The sequence below is a fragment of the Chryseobacterium sp. UF-290 genome (assembly GCF_058245615.1).
This window is the reverse complement of sequence record NZ_JBSICB010000005.1, coordinates 311,275-326,138: the sequence shown is the minus strand read 5'-3', so window position 1 is coordinate 326,138 and position 14,864 is coordinate 311,275. Positions and strand designations below refer to the sequence as shown.

Annotated in this window: 10 protein-coding genes; 6 read left to right on the top strand and 4 right to left on the bottom strand. The window is 38.2% G+C overall.

Features of this window, described 5'->3' with window-relative positions; translation table 11 throughout:
- Positions 1–5: 5 nt before the first annotated feature.
- From AC4IF5_RS08575 to AC4IF5_RS08560, 4 genes are all read right to left on the bottom strand, one after another.
- Entirely contained in the window at positions 6–1,637 is a 1,632-nt protein-coding gene (locus tag AC4IF5_RS08575; protein WP_490733553.1) for a M1 family metallopeptidase, read from the bottom strand.
- A 142-nt stretch (positions 1,638–1,779) separates the two neighbouring features.
- The gene (locus AC4IF5_RS08570; RefSeq protein WP_490733551.1) at positions 1,780–4,743 is read right to left on the bottom strand and encodes a reprolysin-like metallopeptidase; all 2,964 of its coding nucleotides are present in this window, start codon (positions 4,741–4,743) and stop codon (positions 1,780–1,782) included.
- 268 nt (positions 4,744–5,011) lie between these two features.
- The gene (tatC, locus tag AC4IF5_RS08565; RefSeq protein ID WP_490733549.1) at positions 5,012–5,836 is read right to left on the bottom strand and encodes a twin-arginine translocase subunit TatC; all 825 of its coding nucleotides are present in this window, start codon (positions 5,834–5,836) and stop codon (positions 5,012–5,014) included.
- Positions 5,837–6,029: 193 nt separating this feature from the next.
- Entirely contained in the window at positions 6,030–6,989 is a 960-nt protein-coding gene (locus tag AC4IF5_RS08560; protein WP_490733547.1) for a KpsF/GutQ family sugar-phosphate isomerase, read from the bottom strand.
- Positions 6,990–7,147: 158 nt separating this feature from the next.
- On the opposite strand from AC4IF5_RS08560, the gene recQ reads away from it, so the two are divergent.
- The 6 genes from recQ to lpdA all read left to right on the top strand — a co-directional run bounded on the left by recQ (position 7,148) and on the right by lpdA (position 14,860).
- Entirely contained in the window at positions 7,148–9,352 is a 2,205-nt protein-coding gene (gene recQ / locus AC4IF5_RS08555; protein WP_490733545.1) for a DNA helicase RecQ, read from the top strand.
- A gap of 273 nt (positions 9,353–9,625) precedes the next feature.
- Positions 9,626–10,705 (top strand): glycosyltransferase, encoded by a 1,080-nt coding sequence (locus tag AC4IF5_RS08550; RefSeq protein ID WP_490733543.1) that lies wholly within the window; start codon positions 9,626–9,628, stop codon positions 10,703–10,705.
- Between the two features lie 127 nt (positions 10,706–10,832).
- On the top strand, positions 10,833–11,966 hold the full coding sequence (locus AC4IF5_RS08545) for a helix-turn-helix domain-containing protein (RefSeq protein ID WP_490733540.1): 1,134 nt from the start codon (positions 10,833–10,835) through the stop codon (positions 11,964–11,966).
- A 63-nt stretch (positions 11,967–12,029) separates the two neighbouring features.
- Positions 12,030–12,671: a DUF2306 domain-containing protein gene (locus tag AC4IF5_RS08540; RefSeq protein WP_490733538.1), complete on the top strand. Its 642-nt coding sequence runs from the start codon at positions 12,030–12,032 to the stop codon at positions 12,669–12,671.
- A 310-nt stretch (positions 12,672–12,981) separates the two neighbouring features.
- Positions 12,982–13,332, top strand: coding sequence for a hypothetical protein (locus tag AC4IF5_RS08535; RefSeq protein ID WP_490733536.1), 351 nt, complete (start codon positions 12,982–12,984; stop codon positions 13,330–13,332).
- 124 nt (positions 13,333–13,456) lie between these two features.
- Positions 13,457–14,860, top strand: a complete 1,404-nt coding sequence (lpdA, locus tag AC4IF5_RS08530) for a dihydrolipoyl dehydrogenase (protein WP_490733534.1) — start codon at positions 13,457–13,459, stop codon at positions 14,858–14,860.
- Positions 14,861–14,864: the final 4 nt, after the last annotated feature.

The following is a 14,864-nucleotide window of genomic DNA, read 5'->3' as shown; positions in this document are numbered from 1 at the left end:
TTTTATTATTGAACGTTCTTATAGTTGATATAATAGTTCTGGTTCCATTCAACCGGAGTATTTTTTTTAAGCGTTACAGTCTGCCAGTTTTCACCTGGAGTGATCGTTTGGTCACCGTTGATAATGACAGGCAGTTTAAGATTTTTTACTACGTCTGTATACCGGAATTTCAAAGTATTGCCATTTTGAGAATATTCAAGAGTAGGAATCTTTGTGGTTCTCAGATACTGGTCAAAAACACTTGAAAAATCGATTCCTGATTTTGAGGATATATAATCTTCAATCTGCTGGGTCGTAACGGTCTGATGATAAAAATCTTTACCAAGTCCTCTTAAAATCTGTCTGAATTTTTCATCATTATTGATGACCTGTCTTATCGTATGAAGCATGCTGGCTCCTTTGGGGTACATATCTCCGCTGCCTTCATTTCTTACCCCGTATTTTCCGATAATGGGGACATCATTCTGAATTTTGTGTCTGATCCCTACAGCATAGAGGTCTGCGGACTTTTTATCCATATATTTTTCTGTGAAAAGAACTTCGGAGTACATGGTAAAGCTTTCATGAATCCACATGTCTGCCTGATCTTTTGCGGTGATATTATTGGCAAACCATTCGTGGCCGCTTTCATGGATGATGATATAATCCCAGTTAAGACCGATTCCTGTTTTGGAAAGATCCATTCCACGGTAGCCGTTCTGATAACCGTTTCCATAAGCAACGTTACTCTGATGCTCCATGCCCAGATATGGGGAATCAACAAGCTTGTATGAATCTTCATAGAACGGATAAGGGCCAAACCAGTATTCAAACGCCGAAAGCATAGGTTTTACCTGCTGAAACTGTTTTTTAGCCTTCTCGAGATTATAATCAAGCACCCAGTAATCCAGATCCAGTTTTCCCTTTTCGCCATCAAAAGTATCTTTAAAATTCACATATTTACCAATATTAGGAATGATGGAATAGGCGTTGATCGGATTTTTGACTTCCCAGGTATAAGCGGTTTTGCTGCCCTCCGTTTTTTTGTTGATAAGCCTTCCGTTTCCTACTCCTACCAGATCATTGGGCGTGATGATTTTCATGACAATGCCATTATCCGGCTCATCGCTCCATATATCTTTGGTCGGAAGCCAGATAGAAGCGCCGATTCCTTCATCGGCAACACTCATCCAGGGATTTCCTTTTTCATCTTCAGTAAAGACCCAGCCGCTATCCCAAGGCGCATTTTTAGCAATTGTAGGATTTCCGGAATAGGTGACATCAATGGTGTATTTTTCTCCTTTTTTGAACTTTTTATGTGCCGTTACAAAGATAAAATCGCCATCCTGTTTATAGCTTGCAATAGGAAAACTACCTGTCACCTTATCTGCTTTCATAGGCTGCTGCAAATCGATCTGGAATATAGGATTGGTGACATCTTTAATAATCTCAAAGCTTATTGTATTGCTTCCTTTAATGCTTTTCTTTCCGAAATCAGGTTCCACGGAAAGATCATATTTCTTGACATCCCAAAAATTCCGGTATGAAGTGTTGGAACCTTTTAAAGTATCCTGTTTGGTGAAAACCTTATCCTGCTCAAAAAACTGTCCGAAAACGAGCCCCGATGCAAATAAAAGTGTATATGATAGCTTTTTCATTTTTAAACTATATTAATAATCTTTTCAAAAATATAAAATTAAATTAACAGCCTGCCCGCTGAAAATAAAAAATGGTCACTGATTATTAAGAGATATAAAAAAGCCCGGCAAAATAACCGGGCTTTAAATAAATTCTAATGTTTTATTTTTTGATGAATTTCAGATTTGAAGTTGTTCCTTTATCTTCAATTGAAATAATATAAGCTCCTGTGCTTAGCCTTGAAACAGAGATCTTATTATCTGTAATCTGACCGCTCATCACTTTCTGTCCTGCCATATTGGTAATTGTAAACAGTGCTTTGGATGAAACCTGAGTTACATTTAATACATCACTTACCGGATTAGGATAGATTTGAATCGATGCTTTATCTTTTACTACATCATTAGTAGAAAGTTGCTGCTGGATCAGTACTGGATAATCCTCAACTTCACCATATTGCAGACTGCTGCATCCGCTGTTTGGCTGGACATCATAGCCTAATGCAACCCTCATGATAACATTTCCTCCTGTATAGGCATCTGCAGGTACCGAGAAGGTTCCGGAAACAGGAGTGATAATGTTAGGGGGACCAGTATAGATAACTTCAGAAGAAGAAAAGACTCCATCTCTGTTGAAATCAATCCATGCGGTTACTCCATCGTTATATTGGCTTGGACTCGTCCAAGCTTTGGTGATGCTGATTGAATTTCCTGAAGAGCCCAGCGCAAGAGTAATCAATTTCGAAGGATCAGAAGTATAATCAGTATAAGGAGTATTGCTGCTGCTGTTTGAAACAGGACTCATTCCTACCGGAGTTACGGTAACATTGGAGATATATTCATCAGCTGAATTTGTTCCCGTAATATTACACTTGGCAAATGAAAGAGTCGTGAAATTTGTTGAAGCCGAATAACTTCCTGTTGTTGCTCCGCAGACATTAGCGATCTGCACTTCATATTGAGTAGATTCAGTAAGTCCGGAAATGTTGTAAGCATTTGTTGATACAGGAACTGTAGTCCAGGTTGCTGTACCTGTTTTTCTGTACATTAAAGAATAGGTAGCTCCCTGAAGGGCTGTCCATTTTACAGTTGCGGAAGTTCTTGTAATTCCTGTTACTGTAATTCCTGTCGGAGCTGCTGTAGTACAGGCATCCGCAGATGCGGAAACAGTAGCATTTCCTATGGCGTAAAATACGTTATCAATAGCACTTACTCTTATTTTTACTGCAGAGTTGGTTGCCAGTGAAGTAAATGAATAGGGCTCAGCTCCGTCATTGGGAGTAGAAGGAGTGATTACCGTCCATGTGGCCCCATTATCTGTTGTATAATCTATTTTGACATTCTGTACATTATAAGGAGCGTTATTGGTATTTACCACATCCCATGTAATTGCTCCCGGTGTATTATTATAAACTGTAGTTGAAGTTAGCTTAAAAGGTCCTTCATTTCCTATGTCGACCTGCATCAAACCGCTTTGAGTTTGCTGTTGGTTAACATTCGGATTATTATCTCTCACGGTTACCTTAAAGTTCATGGTTCTGGGTACATTGGCTACGGTTTCCCAATCTGCGGTACTGGTAAGAGTACCGTTAATAACGTTTGATAATTTAGGGAAATAACGTGTTGGAGATGTTGTAGGCATTATTGATCTGAAATTAGCCCCGTTATTTCGGGTTGCGCTCACCGGTCCGAAGGCGGAAGCGGTCAGATCATACTGTTCCCAGGTATAGGTCATTGGATCATTTTGAGCATCTGTTGCAGAAGCCGTTAGGACAAAAGCCGTTCCTTTCGGAATTATTTTACTGGCCATTGGCTGTATTACAGGAGGCGTATTGGCGACCTGAGTAATGATACCACAGTCCTGAGAATTGGTATATACACCTACTTCTTCAATGTTCTTGGTATGAAAATAAGCATCAGAATGCATCTGAACATTATAGTTGGTGATTCCGGCATATCCCATGATGGTAGACCCTGAACCAGGTTCCATATGAGCACCGTGAAGGGCAATAGACATGGTGTGAGCCGCGCCAAACTGGTGTCCTATTTCATGGGCTACAAAATCTATATCATAGTTATCTCCGAACGGCTCATCCGGTGTGGCAGGAGAAGTAATTCCTGCTCCTTTTGAGGTAGCATCACTATTGTTAACAGGATTTCTGCATACGTTCCCTACGTCCCCGGCACTTCCGCCACCTCCTCTGTGGCCAAAGAAATGCCCTATATCATAAGCTGCGTTACCTACACCTGCCGTATTGGTAAGTGTTTGCTGAAGCTGAAGATTCCATGAGTTTGGTGCGCTATAGGTACCATTTGGATTGGTTATAACATTTGAATACGGATCAGTGGCAGGATTAGTAAATATAAGTTGTGGTAAATCCTGAACAATCATATGAATACCGAAGTCCTTCTCAAATACACCATTTACACGGTTCATCGTAGCGTTGATACGGGCGGCAGCCTGTGGAACACCACCTGCAAGTTGGGTGTATTCCCCGTTTACAGAGATCGCAATTCTGTAGGTTCTGTATTTTTGCTCATTATTTTTATGAAAACTTCCTAAGCCATTCAGTATGTTTTTTGACTGTAACAGCTTACTCATTTCCTTCTTTGAGCTTTCAGGCTCTGAAGTTCTACATTCAAACGGATCCTCATGTGATTTGTTGGATTTAAAAAAGACTCCATAGATATCTTTCTCCTTATTTACAGGCTCAATGAATTCAAACTTTCCGGTATTGGCATCAAAAAGCATAGACTGAAAGTCATTAGGAGCCGTACTGAATCTGATCTGTTTGTTAGGATTATCCAATCCGATACCAGCGTATGCGCCCAGTTCATAACGGTCTGCCATAGATTTTTCTACTACCGGCGAACTGTAAACAGAAAACCGTTCAACTCTGCCGTCTGTCGTAGGTAAGGAAACTACTACAGGATTTCCTCCTTTTCCTGCTTCCGGAGCATTTTTCAGTTGATCTCTCAATGAAGCAAGGTCAAACTTGTAGGCATATAGAACCTTAACTTCTTTTCTTATGGGAGTGACCTTTTCAGATACCGGCTCCCAACGTTGGGCCTGTAAACCCGTTAAGCCTAAGGCTAATGCACAGACAAAAATAATTCTCTTTTTCATATTGATTTGAATAAATGTATTGATGGATATAAATATAGTACTTTTATTATTGTTTTTTTAAATAAATTATACTAATTATTCCTAATTCTATATTTTATATTAAATTGTAAAGTTATTATTCGAGGATTGTTCCTTATTCCAGCAGTAAGAAAATCGATAAGTTGGGCATACAAAAAATGCTAATCTCCGTTGGAAGATTAGCACTATATTTAGTTCTGTCAAAAAAAGACTTTATAAAAATATCTATTCTTTATTATAAAAACTTCCTTTACTGCGCAGCGGGAAGATTGCTATTGCTTTTCTGTACCTTTTTATAGGTGAAAGTACACATCATAATACTGAACTCATACAGGATAAGCAGAGGGAATGCAGCCATAAGCATGCTTAAAACATCTGCGGGAGTGATGATGGCAGCTACTACCATGATCAGAACGATCGCATGACGGCGATATGTTTTCATAAATGTAGGGGTAAGAATCCCGATACTGGTAAGGAAATAGATCAGAATAGGAAAAAGGAAAATGACACCCATTCCCAGGACCACCTGCAAAAATAGAGTTGTATAGTCGCTTAAATCATAAAGTGGCACGATAATGTCTGAAATTTTAAAGATCACCCCGAAATTGACTGCAAATGGAAGAATTAAAAAGTAACCACATAAGACCCCTGTCATAAAAAGCATCCACACGGCATTGATAATATAAATGGAATTCTTTTTTTCTCTCGGATGTAAAGCAGGACTGATAAATCGCCACAGCTCCCATACGATGTAAGGAAATGCTGCCACCATTCCTCCAAAAATAGAAACAGCCATCATGACATTGAACTGCTGATACAGCCTTTGTACACGAACAGGAAAATCCTTTGGAAGGTGAATACTGTCTTCTCCTAAAATCATTCTCGAAAAGTGATTAACAAGCCTGAAAGTAGGAAAATCATTTCTTGTGGGACCAAAAAAGATATGGTCCATGATCCAGTTGATATTGAGGCCAACCGCAAAAGCAGCAATTATAATCGCAATAATCGAGCGGATAAGATGTCCTCTTAATTCACCAATATGCCCCAGAAAGGACATGTCTTTACCATCACTCACAGAATATATTTTTAAAGGCACAAATTTATGAAATATTTGATTAAAAGCCCGACCTTTAGAATTTAAAATTATTTCGGTCTGTATAAACTGAAGTCACATTCTCTTTCCTTAACGTCCATTTCTGTTAAGAGTTCTGCTGCAGTCCCGTTTATTATTCCGGACATGTATTTTCAGAAAGTTACTAATGAAGATATTAGTTGATTCCTTCGTCCAGCAGCTTATGAAGATCGATGATTCCGAAGTATTTTCCGTTTTCAGTCACTACAAGCTGTCCGATATTATTTTCTTTCAGGATCTTCATCGCCTGTTTGGCAAGCGCTTCTTTCTCAATGGTTCTCGGATGGGCAGACATAATATCTTTAGCAAGAACTTTGCTGATATCTTCTCCTTTCATCAGCATTCTTCTCAAATCTCCGTCTGTGATAACCCCAACGATCTGATCGTCATTGGTAACGACTGTGATTCCATGGCTTGAAGCACTGATAGAGATAATAACATCTCTTATGGAAGCGTCTTCTGTAACCTGAGGCTTTTGTGAAGAAAGGAACTGTTCCACTTTAGAGGTCAGGTTTTTTCCTAAACTTCCTCCCGGATGGAACTTGGCAAAATCATTCGCTTTAAAATCATTAAGCTCCATTAAAGCTACTGCCAAAGCATCTCCCAGCGCCATCTGGATGGTTGTAGAGCTCGTAGGTGCCAATTTGTTGGGACAAGCTTCCACATCTACATGAGTGTCCAGGATAATTTCGGAGAATTCAGCCAGTTTACTGGTCTTATTTCCTGTCATTCCGATCAGAGCGGAAGAATAATCTTTCAAATAAGGAACAAGGTTCGTGATCTCAGGAGAATTCCCGGAATTGGAGATGCACAGAACCACATCCTGCTTCTGGATCACTCCCAGATCTCCATGAATGGCTTCAGAGGCATGTAAAAACTGTGATGGTGTACCTGTAGAATTTAATGTCGCTACGATCTTGTTGCCAACATGGGCCGATTTTCCTATTCCTACTACGATCAGTTTCCCTTTTGCTGAATGGATGATCTCTACAGCCCGGGCAAATTGGTCATCAATTCTGTTTTTTAATTTTTCAAGTTCAGAAATTTCTATTTCTAAAGTACTTTTAGCAATTGATATAATGTTGGTTCTATCCATTTTATGAAGATAAGGCATACAAAAAAGTTCTTAAAAAACGTTATATTTTAAAAAGAATATTTAATATAAATTTTATTTTTTATAAATTCGTTCGCTTTTATTTTAAGCAGAATTTTTATAACTTTGGGTTAGATGCAAATTTAGCAATAGAAAATTAGATGAGCGCAAAAAAAGCCAATTTATCAGGCGAATTGAAAAAGTATTTTGGATTTTCTACATTCAAGGGACAGCAGGAACAGATCATAGACAACCTATTAAACGGGAAGGATATATTTGTATTGATGCCTACCGGAGGTGGAAAATCATTATGTTATCAGCTTCCGGCACTTATTTCGGAAGGTACGGCTATAGTCGTTTCGCCCTTAATAGCGTTGATGAAGAATCAGGTAGATGCGGTGAATGGCCTTTCATCTGATGATGGGGTAGCACATGTACTGAATTCATCATTGAATAAGACGCAGACCAAACAGGTCTTTGACGACATTAAAAGCGGCAAGACCAAGCTTCTGTATGTAGCTCCTGAATCATTGATCAAAGATGATTATCTGGACTTTTTGAAAGAAGTAAAGATTTCTTTCTTTGCTATTGATGAAGCACACTGTATTTCTGAATGGGGACATGATTTCAGACCGGAATACAGAAATCTGAAACAGATCATAGATAAGATCGCTGACGTACCGGTAATCGCTTTAACGGCAACTGCAACGCCTAAAGTTCAGGATGATATCCAGAAAACTTTGGGAATGACGAATGCCATGGTATTCAAAGAGAGTTTCAACCGTCCCAATCTATATTATGAAGTATGTCCGAAGATCAATGTAGACAAGGAAATCGTTAAATTTATCAATCAGCATAAAGGAAAATCAGGGATCGTATATTGCCTGAGCCGGAGAAAAGTTGAAGAATTTGCCCAGCTTTTGCAGGTCAACGGAATCAATGCGCTTCCTTACCATGCCGGTCTTGATCAGAAAGTAAGAGTGGCCAATCAGGACAAGTTTCTGATGGAGGAAGTGGATGTGATCGTTGCTACAATTGCCTTTGGGATGGGAATTGATAAGCCGGACGTCCGGTTTGTGATCCATTATGATTTTCCAAAATCGCTGGAAAGTTACTACCAGGAGACGGGAAGGGCAGGAAGAGATGGCGGAGAAGGCCATTGCCTCGCATTCTACGATCCTAAAGATATTGAGAAATTAGAGAAATTTCTGGCACAAAAACCCGTTTCTGAAAGAGAGATAGGCTTACAGCTTTTAAATGAAGTCGTAGGCTATGCTGAAACTTCAATGAGCAGAAGGCAGTATATCTTATATTATTTTGGAGAAAATTTTGATCCGGTGAACGGAGACGGGGCGAAGATGTGTGATAATTCATCCAATCCTCCGAAGTTAAAAGACGCGACGACCGACTTAAAAAAGGCTCTGGAACTGATCAATGATACAGGAGAAAAATTCAAGGCTAAGGACCTGATCTCTGTCATTGTAGGAAAAGAAACTGCGGTAACGAAATCTTATAAGCTTGAGCAAAGCGCTCATTTCGGATTTGGGAAGGAAGAAAAAGATAATTACTGGAAAACGATCCTGAGACAGGCAACCGTTCAGAATTTTTTACAGAAAGATATTGAAACGTATGGCGTTTTGAAGATTACGGAGAAGGGTAAAAGTGTTCTGAGTGGTGAATCTCAAGATTTGTTTTTAATAGCAGAAGACAGAGAATTTGATCTTACGCAGGCCAAAGCAGACAGTGATCAGGTACAGCAGCAGGCTGGCGGCGGTCTGGACCAGAATTTATTTAACCTTTTAAAAGAGCTAAGAAAAAAAGTAGCCAAAAAGCATGGAATCCCGCCATATACAGTGTTTATGGATCCCAGTCTGGAAGATATGACGGTTCAGTATCCGATCACTGTGGATGAGATCACTAAAATTTATGGAGTAGGGGAAGGAAAAGCTAAAAAATATGGGAAGGAATTTGCTGACTACATCAAAACATACGTTGAGGATAACAATATAGAACGTACTCAGGATATGGTATTGAAGCAGGTGGCGAACAAATCGAGCCACAAGGTTTTCATTATCCAGAGCACTGATAAAAAGATTGACCTTGAAGATATAGCCAGAGCTAAAAACCTTTCTATGGATGAACTTTTGAAAGAAATGGAAAGGATTGTTTACCAGGGAACAAAGCTCAATATCGATTATTATATTGAAGACAATTTTGATGAAGATATTGTAGACGGCTTTATGGAATTCATGAACGAATCTGAAAGTGACAGTATGAAGGTATTGCTGGATGAATTTGGTGATGAATTGTCCGATGAAGAGGTAAGAATGTTGAGAATCAAATTTATCAGCGACGTGGCGAACTAAAAAATATATTAAAAATAAATAAAGAAGGGGCCTTTTTATAAGGCTCTTTTTTATGAATTATATACTTGTCCGTTACCAGTTTATCGAAGATAAAATCATTACGTTTTAAAACTTTAAGCTGACAAACTTCCTTACGCCTTTGTGCTTCCAACAGGAAAGTTCCATTTTAAAGGAGAAATAGCTTTATGAATAAGGTTTGAAAACCTTCATTTTTTGCTCTCAATGACAAAGGAATATTTGATTCGTAATAAAACTTTTTAGTAACTTTAACTGATGAAAAAAATATCTGTCATATTTATTCTGCCGGACCTGGAAACCGGAGGAGCAGAAAGAATTGTTACTACTATTGCGAACCATCTTTCCCGAGATCGGTTTGAGCCTAAGATTTTGCTGTTACGTAAACAGGGCGGATATCTCGATTTTCTGAAAAAAGACGTAGAAATTATTGACATCAATACCGAAAGGATCAGGCACTCACTGAAACCTATTTTAGGGGAAATCTACAGAAGAAAACCCGATATTGTATTTTCCGGATTTGGTGAGGTCAATGCTTACTTATCATTATTTATAAAGCTTTTTCCAAGGACGAAATTCATTGCCAGAGAAACCAATGTGGTTACTCAGCATGTTACCAGAAGGGAGATCAAGTTCTTTTATAATTTTTATAACAACTATCAGCGGATTATTGCGCAGAGTGATGATATGATGAAAGATCTGGTCGATAATTTTAATATCAAGAAAAAGAAAATTGTCAAGATCAACAATCCTGTCGATTTCGATTTTATTGATGATAAACTGGCGGTTTCTATCAGGCCGGAATGCTTCAAGTACAACTATAAAAATGTGGTGGCTATTGGTAACTTATCTGCCAGAAAAGGATTTGATAACCTGCTGAAAGTTTTTTCAAGGCTTAAAAATGAAAATATCCTGCTTCACATTCTGGGAGACGGAAAGGACAAAGAGGTGCTGCTTCAGATGAAGGGGTTTTTAGGGTTGAAAAATGTTATCTTCCATGGCAGACAGGAAAATCCCTATCAGTTTCTGAAATATGCTGACCTGTTCATTCTTTCTTCAAGGTATGAAGGTTTTCCCAATGTGCTTTTAGAGGCCGGAGCTTGTGGAACTTATTCTTTGGCCAATAACTGTCCCGGAGGAATTAATGAGATCATTCAGCAGGATGTGAATGGTGAAATCTCCAATATTGAAAATTATGAGGATTTTTCACAAAAGATCATGCATGTTCTTCAGGCAAATTATGATAGGGAAGCTATCAGAAATTCCATCAGATCCAGATTTTCAAAAAATATTATTTTGGATAAATATGAGAAAGTGCTGTTGGACCTTACAAAATAATATGAATAAGTTTGAAGAACTGAAACGGAACGGCTATATCAAAAAGATGAACGCTAATGTTACTGCCATAGCTACAGGCTGGATTGAAGGAATTTCAGTATTCAGAACGATTACTTAATGATAAGACATGATATGGGAGAATCTTTCTTTTTCGGGGATTGTTGTTGCACTTATGTGTATTGCCCTGCTGCTTTCCAAAAAGAAAAATGTTTCTTCTGATTATTACCTGATTATTTGGCTGTTGGTTTGTGCCGCAAACCTGGTGTACTATTTATTTCCATTTTTACTCCCTGAAAAATTTCAGTCTTTTGGCTTTGCACTTCCTGTGCTTAGTATGGGAATGCTTTATCTGTATGTAATTTCGATTACTTTTAATATAGAGTTTCGTTCAGGCTATTTGATCAGGCATTCTTTGTTCTATATTTTTTACAGTTTACTTTTTATTGGTATTTCAGCCTTTTATAGTCAGATAGGATTTAAAAACAGCATTCCTTATTGTATTGAAGAAAATCGGAATGGTGTTTTGGATCTGATGACATTTCCAATGGCAGTGGTGCCGGTCGTTTATATTGTTTTATGCTTTCTGGCTTTAAGGAAATATCAGAAAATGCTTCCTGAATACTATTCGGCGCTCGAAAAAATTAATCTTAACTGGCTGAAGTATATTATACTTTCCCTGATTATACTTTTTACCGGTGTTTTCTTTATGATTGCCTTAGGAACGAGAACTGATGTGATTCCTGCGGGTGAAATATTTCAAATTGTCGCAGCTGTACAGAGCGGATATGTATGGTGTATAGTGTTCTTTAGTTTACGGCAGAGTATTGTTTTTAATCAACCTGTATTCCTCAATAGTTCAACGGTAAATGAAAATACGGAAAAAGAAATTGCTCAAAATGACAGCAGGTTACAGGAAATGTCTCATCAGCTATTGGAATTCATGGAAACCAACCGGCCTTATTTGAATGAAGACCTGAGTCTGCAGAAATTATCTTTACTAATGGATAGGTCTACACACCATCTTTCACAGGCTATTAATCAGGGGCTTAATACGAACTTTTACAGATTTGTAAACACTTACAGAGTAGAGGAGGTAAAGAAAAAACTGAAAAATCCCGAATTTGATAAATTATCCATTTTAGGAATTGCATTTGAGTCAGGCTTTAACTCCAAATCAACTTTCAACAAGATTTTTAAGGAAGAAACCGGAATGACTCCCTCTGAATATAAAAGGTCCGGATCCGCTGAAAAAAAGTCCTAACCGATCATTTAGGACGATCGGACCATTCTTTTATGGGATTTTTGCCATCAAAAAAGTATGGATATGCCTCTTCATTTAAGTAACATTATTGTGCATGTCATCAGTGGAACCCTTGCACTTATTGTCGGATTTCTGATCCTGTTAAAAACAAAAGGAACATCTCTGCACAGAAAATTAGGGTACTTTTTTATATATTGTATGACCATTGTTGTCGTGACAGGCGCTTTCGGAGTGATTGTATTTAAGAGGAACCTGTTCCTTCTCCTGATTACGGTTCTGGCGGCTTACAATACCTATTCCGGCTTCAGAATTTTAAAGGAAAAGTCAAACCGTTTTTACATGAAAGATCTGTTAGCTATGCTGGCAGCCTTGACAATAGCATTGGTATTTATATATTATCTTAAATTCATTGGCTTTTATTGGAATCCGGTGGTTATTTATTCAGGAGTAGGATATTTGCTCATAGTAGTTTCCTATGATGTTTTTCGTTATGTTATTCCGGTATCCCGGTATGGTAATTTGTGGCGCTATGAGCATTCCAGTAAAATGATAAGTGCGATGGGAGCGCTTCTGTCTGCTTTTATAGGCACTATTTTGCCGGATTTTAAACCTTACAGTCAGATTCTTCCCTCTCTGTTTATGACGCTGGTCATGATCTTTTTTAATATTAAAATTTATCTCCGGATAAAGAAAGTAATGTCATAAAATCATCATCATTTCATAGATCAGAATCAGATGTTTTTTATTATTTTTAACCTGAGTTCGGGATAAGAAACAAAGGTTTAAGTCAGGAAGCTGGAAGAGGGAAGCTGGAAGTTAATATTGGACAAATAATTTCTGATAGTTATCATAAAACTTGATGAAGTACTTCTTAAAACAAGAATGAAATTGATCTTCAGCTGTTTTCAAACCTCAATAACTTCCTTCTTCCAGCCTCCAGCTTCCAAATCTTATTTTCAAACAAAGTGCCTTATCCCGAATTCAGGTTATTTTTATATAATAAGATTAAGTTAATATGAATATGATTGACAGAATAGGATGTACCTGCAATACCCCCCCTTTTTATTATCAGGGTTTTACAAAAACAAGGTTGGGAATAGATATGACTAATGGCAGATATGGAGAAGTCAGCATAGAAGAATGTACAGGATGCGGACAAAAATGGTTACATTATTTCGTAGAATATGAATCATTCTCTAAATCAGGAAGATGGTATAGAGGGATTGTTTCAGAAGAAGATCTTCTGGAAATCACTCCGGAAAATGCCATTCAGTATATTGAGCGTCTCGATTGGTATATCTTTGGAGGTTCTTATTTCGAAAGTTCCGGAACTATAGGAAGCGGGCAGGCAAGAGTAGATTTATAGCAGCTTTCGTGTATTTAAAATTTTTTGATTTTAAAATTGATAAAACTCACTTTGGTGCTTGGTAATTTATATGTAAATTTGTGAGAATTAAGATAGATAATAATAAACAAATTCATACAATAACATGAGTCAATTCGATGTTACCGTAATAGGTTCCGGTCCTGGTGGTTATGTAGCTGCGATCCGTGCAGCACAGTTAGGTTTCAAAACAGCAATTATTGAAAAATATTCAACTTTAGGCGGAACTTGTCTTAACGTTGGATGTATTCCGTCAAAAGCGCTTCTTGACAGCTCTGAGCATTTCGAAAATGCAAAACACAATTTTGCAGGTCATGGAATTATCATCAATGAACCGCAAGCTGATATTGCCAGAATGATCGAACGTAAAAACGAAGTTGTAGATCAGACCACTAAAGGGATCAACTTTTTGATGGACAAAAACAAAATCACTGTTTTTGAAGGATTGGGAAGCTTTGAATCTGCTACCCAGATCAAGATCACTAAAAATGACGGTTCTTCTGAAACTATAGAATCCAAATATACAATCATTGCAACAGGTTCTAAGCCATCTACTTTGCCTTTCATCTCTTTAGATAAAGAAAGAGTGATCACTTCTACAGAAGCTTTAAACCTTAAAGAAATTCCTAAGCATCTGGTTGTAATCGGAGGAGGAGTTATCGGTCTTGAATTAGGTTCTGTATACTTAAGATTAGGAGCTCAGGTAACTGTAGTTGAATTTATGGATAAGATCATCCCTGGAATGGATGGCGCCTTAAGTAAAGAATTGACTAAGGTTCTTAAAAAACAAGGAATGAAATTTATGCTTTCAACAGCGGTTTCTGCTGTAGAAAGGAACGGAGATACTGTAAAGATCACCGCTAAAGATAAAAAAGGAGAAGAGGTAGTAGTAGAAGGAGATTACTGTTTGGTTTCTGTAGGAAGAAGACCTTATACAGACGGTCTTGCTCTTGAAAAAGCAGGAGTGGAACTTGATGAACGAGGAAGAGTAAAAGTAAACGACCATCTTCAGACCAATGTTGCCAATATCTATGCGATCGGAGACGTGATCAAAGGGGCGATGCTTGCTCACAAGGCTGAAGAGGAAGGCGTTTTCGTTGCTGAAACATTGGCAGGGCAAAAACCGCATATCAACTATAACTTAATTCCTGGTGTTGTTTATACATGGCCTGAAGTGGCCGGAGTAGGTAAAACTGAAGAGCAGCTGAAAGAAGAAGGAGTCGCTTATAAAGTAGGTTCTTTCCCAATGAGAGCATTAGGGAGAAGCCGTGCAAGTGGCGATACTGACGGTCTTGTTAAGATCATTGCAGACGAAAAGACTGATGAGGTTTTAGGAATGCACATCGTAGGAGCCAGAGCTGCTGACCTTATTGCAGAAGGAGTGATTGCCATGGAATTCCGTGCAAGTGCTGAAGATATTGCAAGAAGTTCTCACGCTCACCCAACCTATGCGGAAGCGATCAAAGAAGCTGCATTGGATGCTACGGCGAAGAGACCTATTCATATGTAATATC

Excerpts from the sequence above, each read along its gene's own strand:
- AC4IF5_RS08575 (WP_490733553.1), bottom strand. The coding sequence starts at position 1,637 with ATGAAAAAGCTATCATATACACTTTTATTTGCATCGGGGCTCGTTTTC.
- AC4IF5_RS08570 (WP_490733551.1), bottom strand. The coding sequence starts at position 4,743 with ATGAAAAAGAGAATTATTTTTGTCTGTGCATTAGCCTTAGGCTTAACG.
- AC4IF5_RS08560 (WP_490733547.1), bottom strand. The coding sequence starts at position 6,989 with ATGGATAGAACCAACATTATATCAATTGCTAAAAGTACTTTAGAAATA.
- recQ (WP_490733545.1), top strand. The coding sequence starts at position 7,148 with ATGAGCGCAAAAAAAGCCAATTTATCAGGCGAATTGAAAAAGTATTTT.
- AC4IF5_RS08550 (WP_490733543.1), top strand. The coding sequence starts at position 9,626 with ATGAAAAAAATATCTGTCATATTTATTCTGCCGGACCTGGAAACCGGA.
- AC4IF5_RS08545 (WP_490733540.1), top strand. The coding sequence starts at position 10,833 with ATGATATGGGAGAATCTTTCTTTTTCGGGGATTGTTGTTGCACTTATG.
- AC4IF5_RS08540 (WP_490733538.1), top strand. The coding sequence starts at position 12,030 with ATGCCTCTTCATTTAAGTAACATTATTGTGCATGTCATCAGTGGAACC.
- AC4IF5_RS08535 (WP_490733536.1), top strand. The coding sequence starts at position 12,982 with ATGAATATGATTGACAGAATAGGATGTACCTGCAATACCCCCCCTTTT.
- lpdA (WP_490733534.1), top strand. The coding sequence starts at position 13,457 with ATGAGTCAATTCGATGTTACCGTAATAGGTTCCGGTCCTGGTGGTTAT.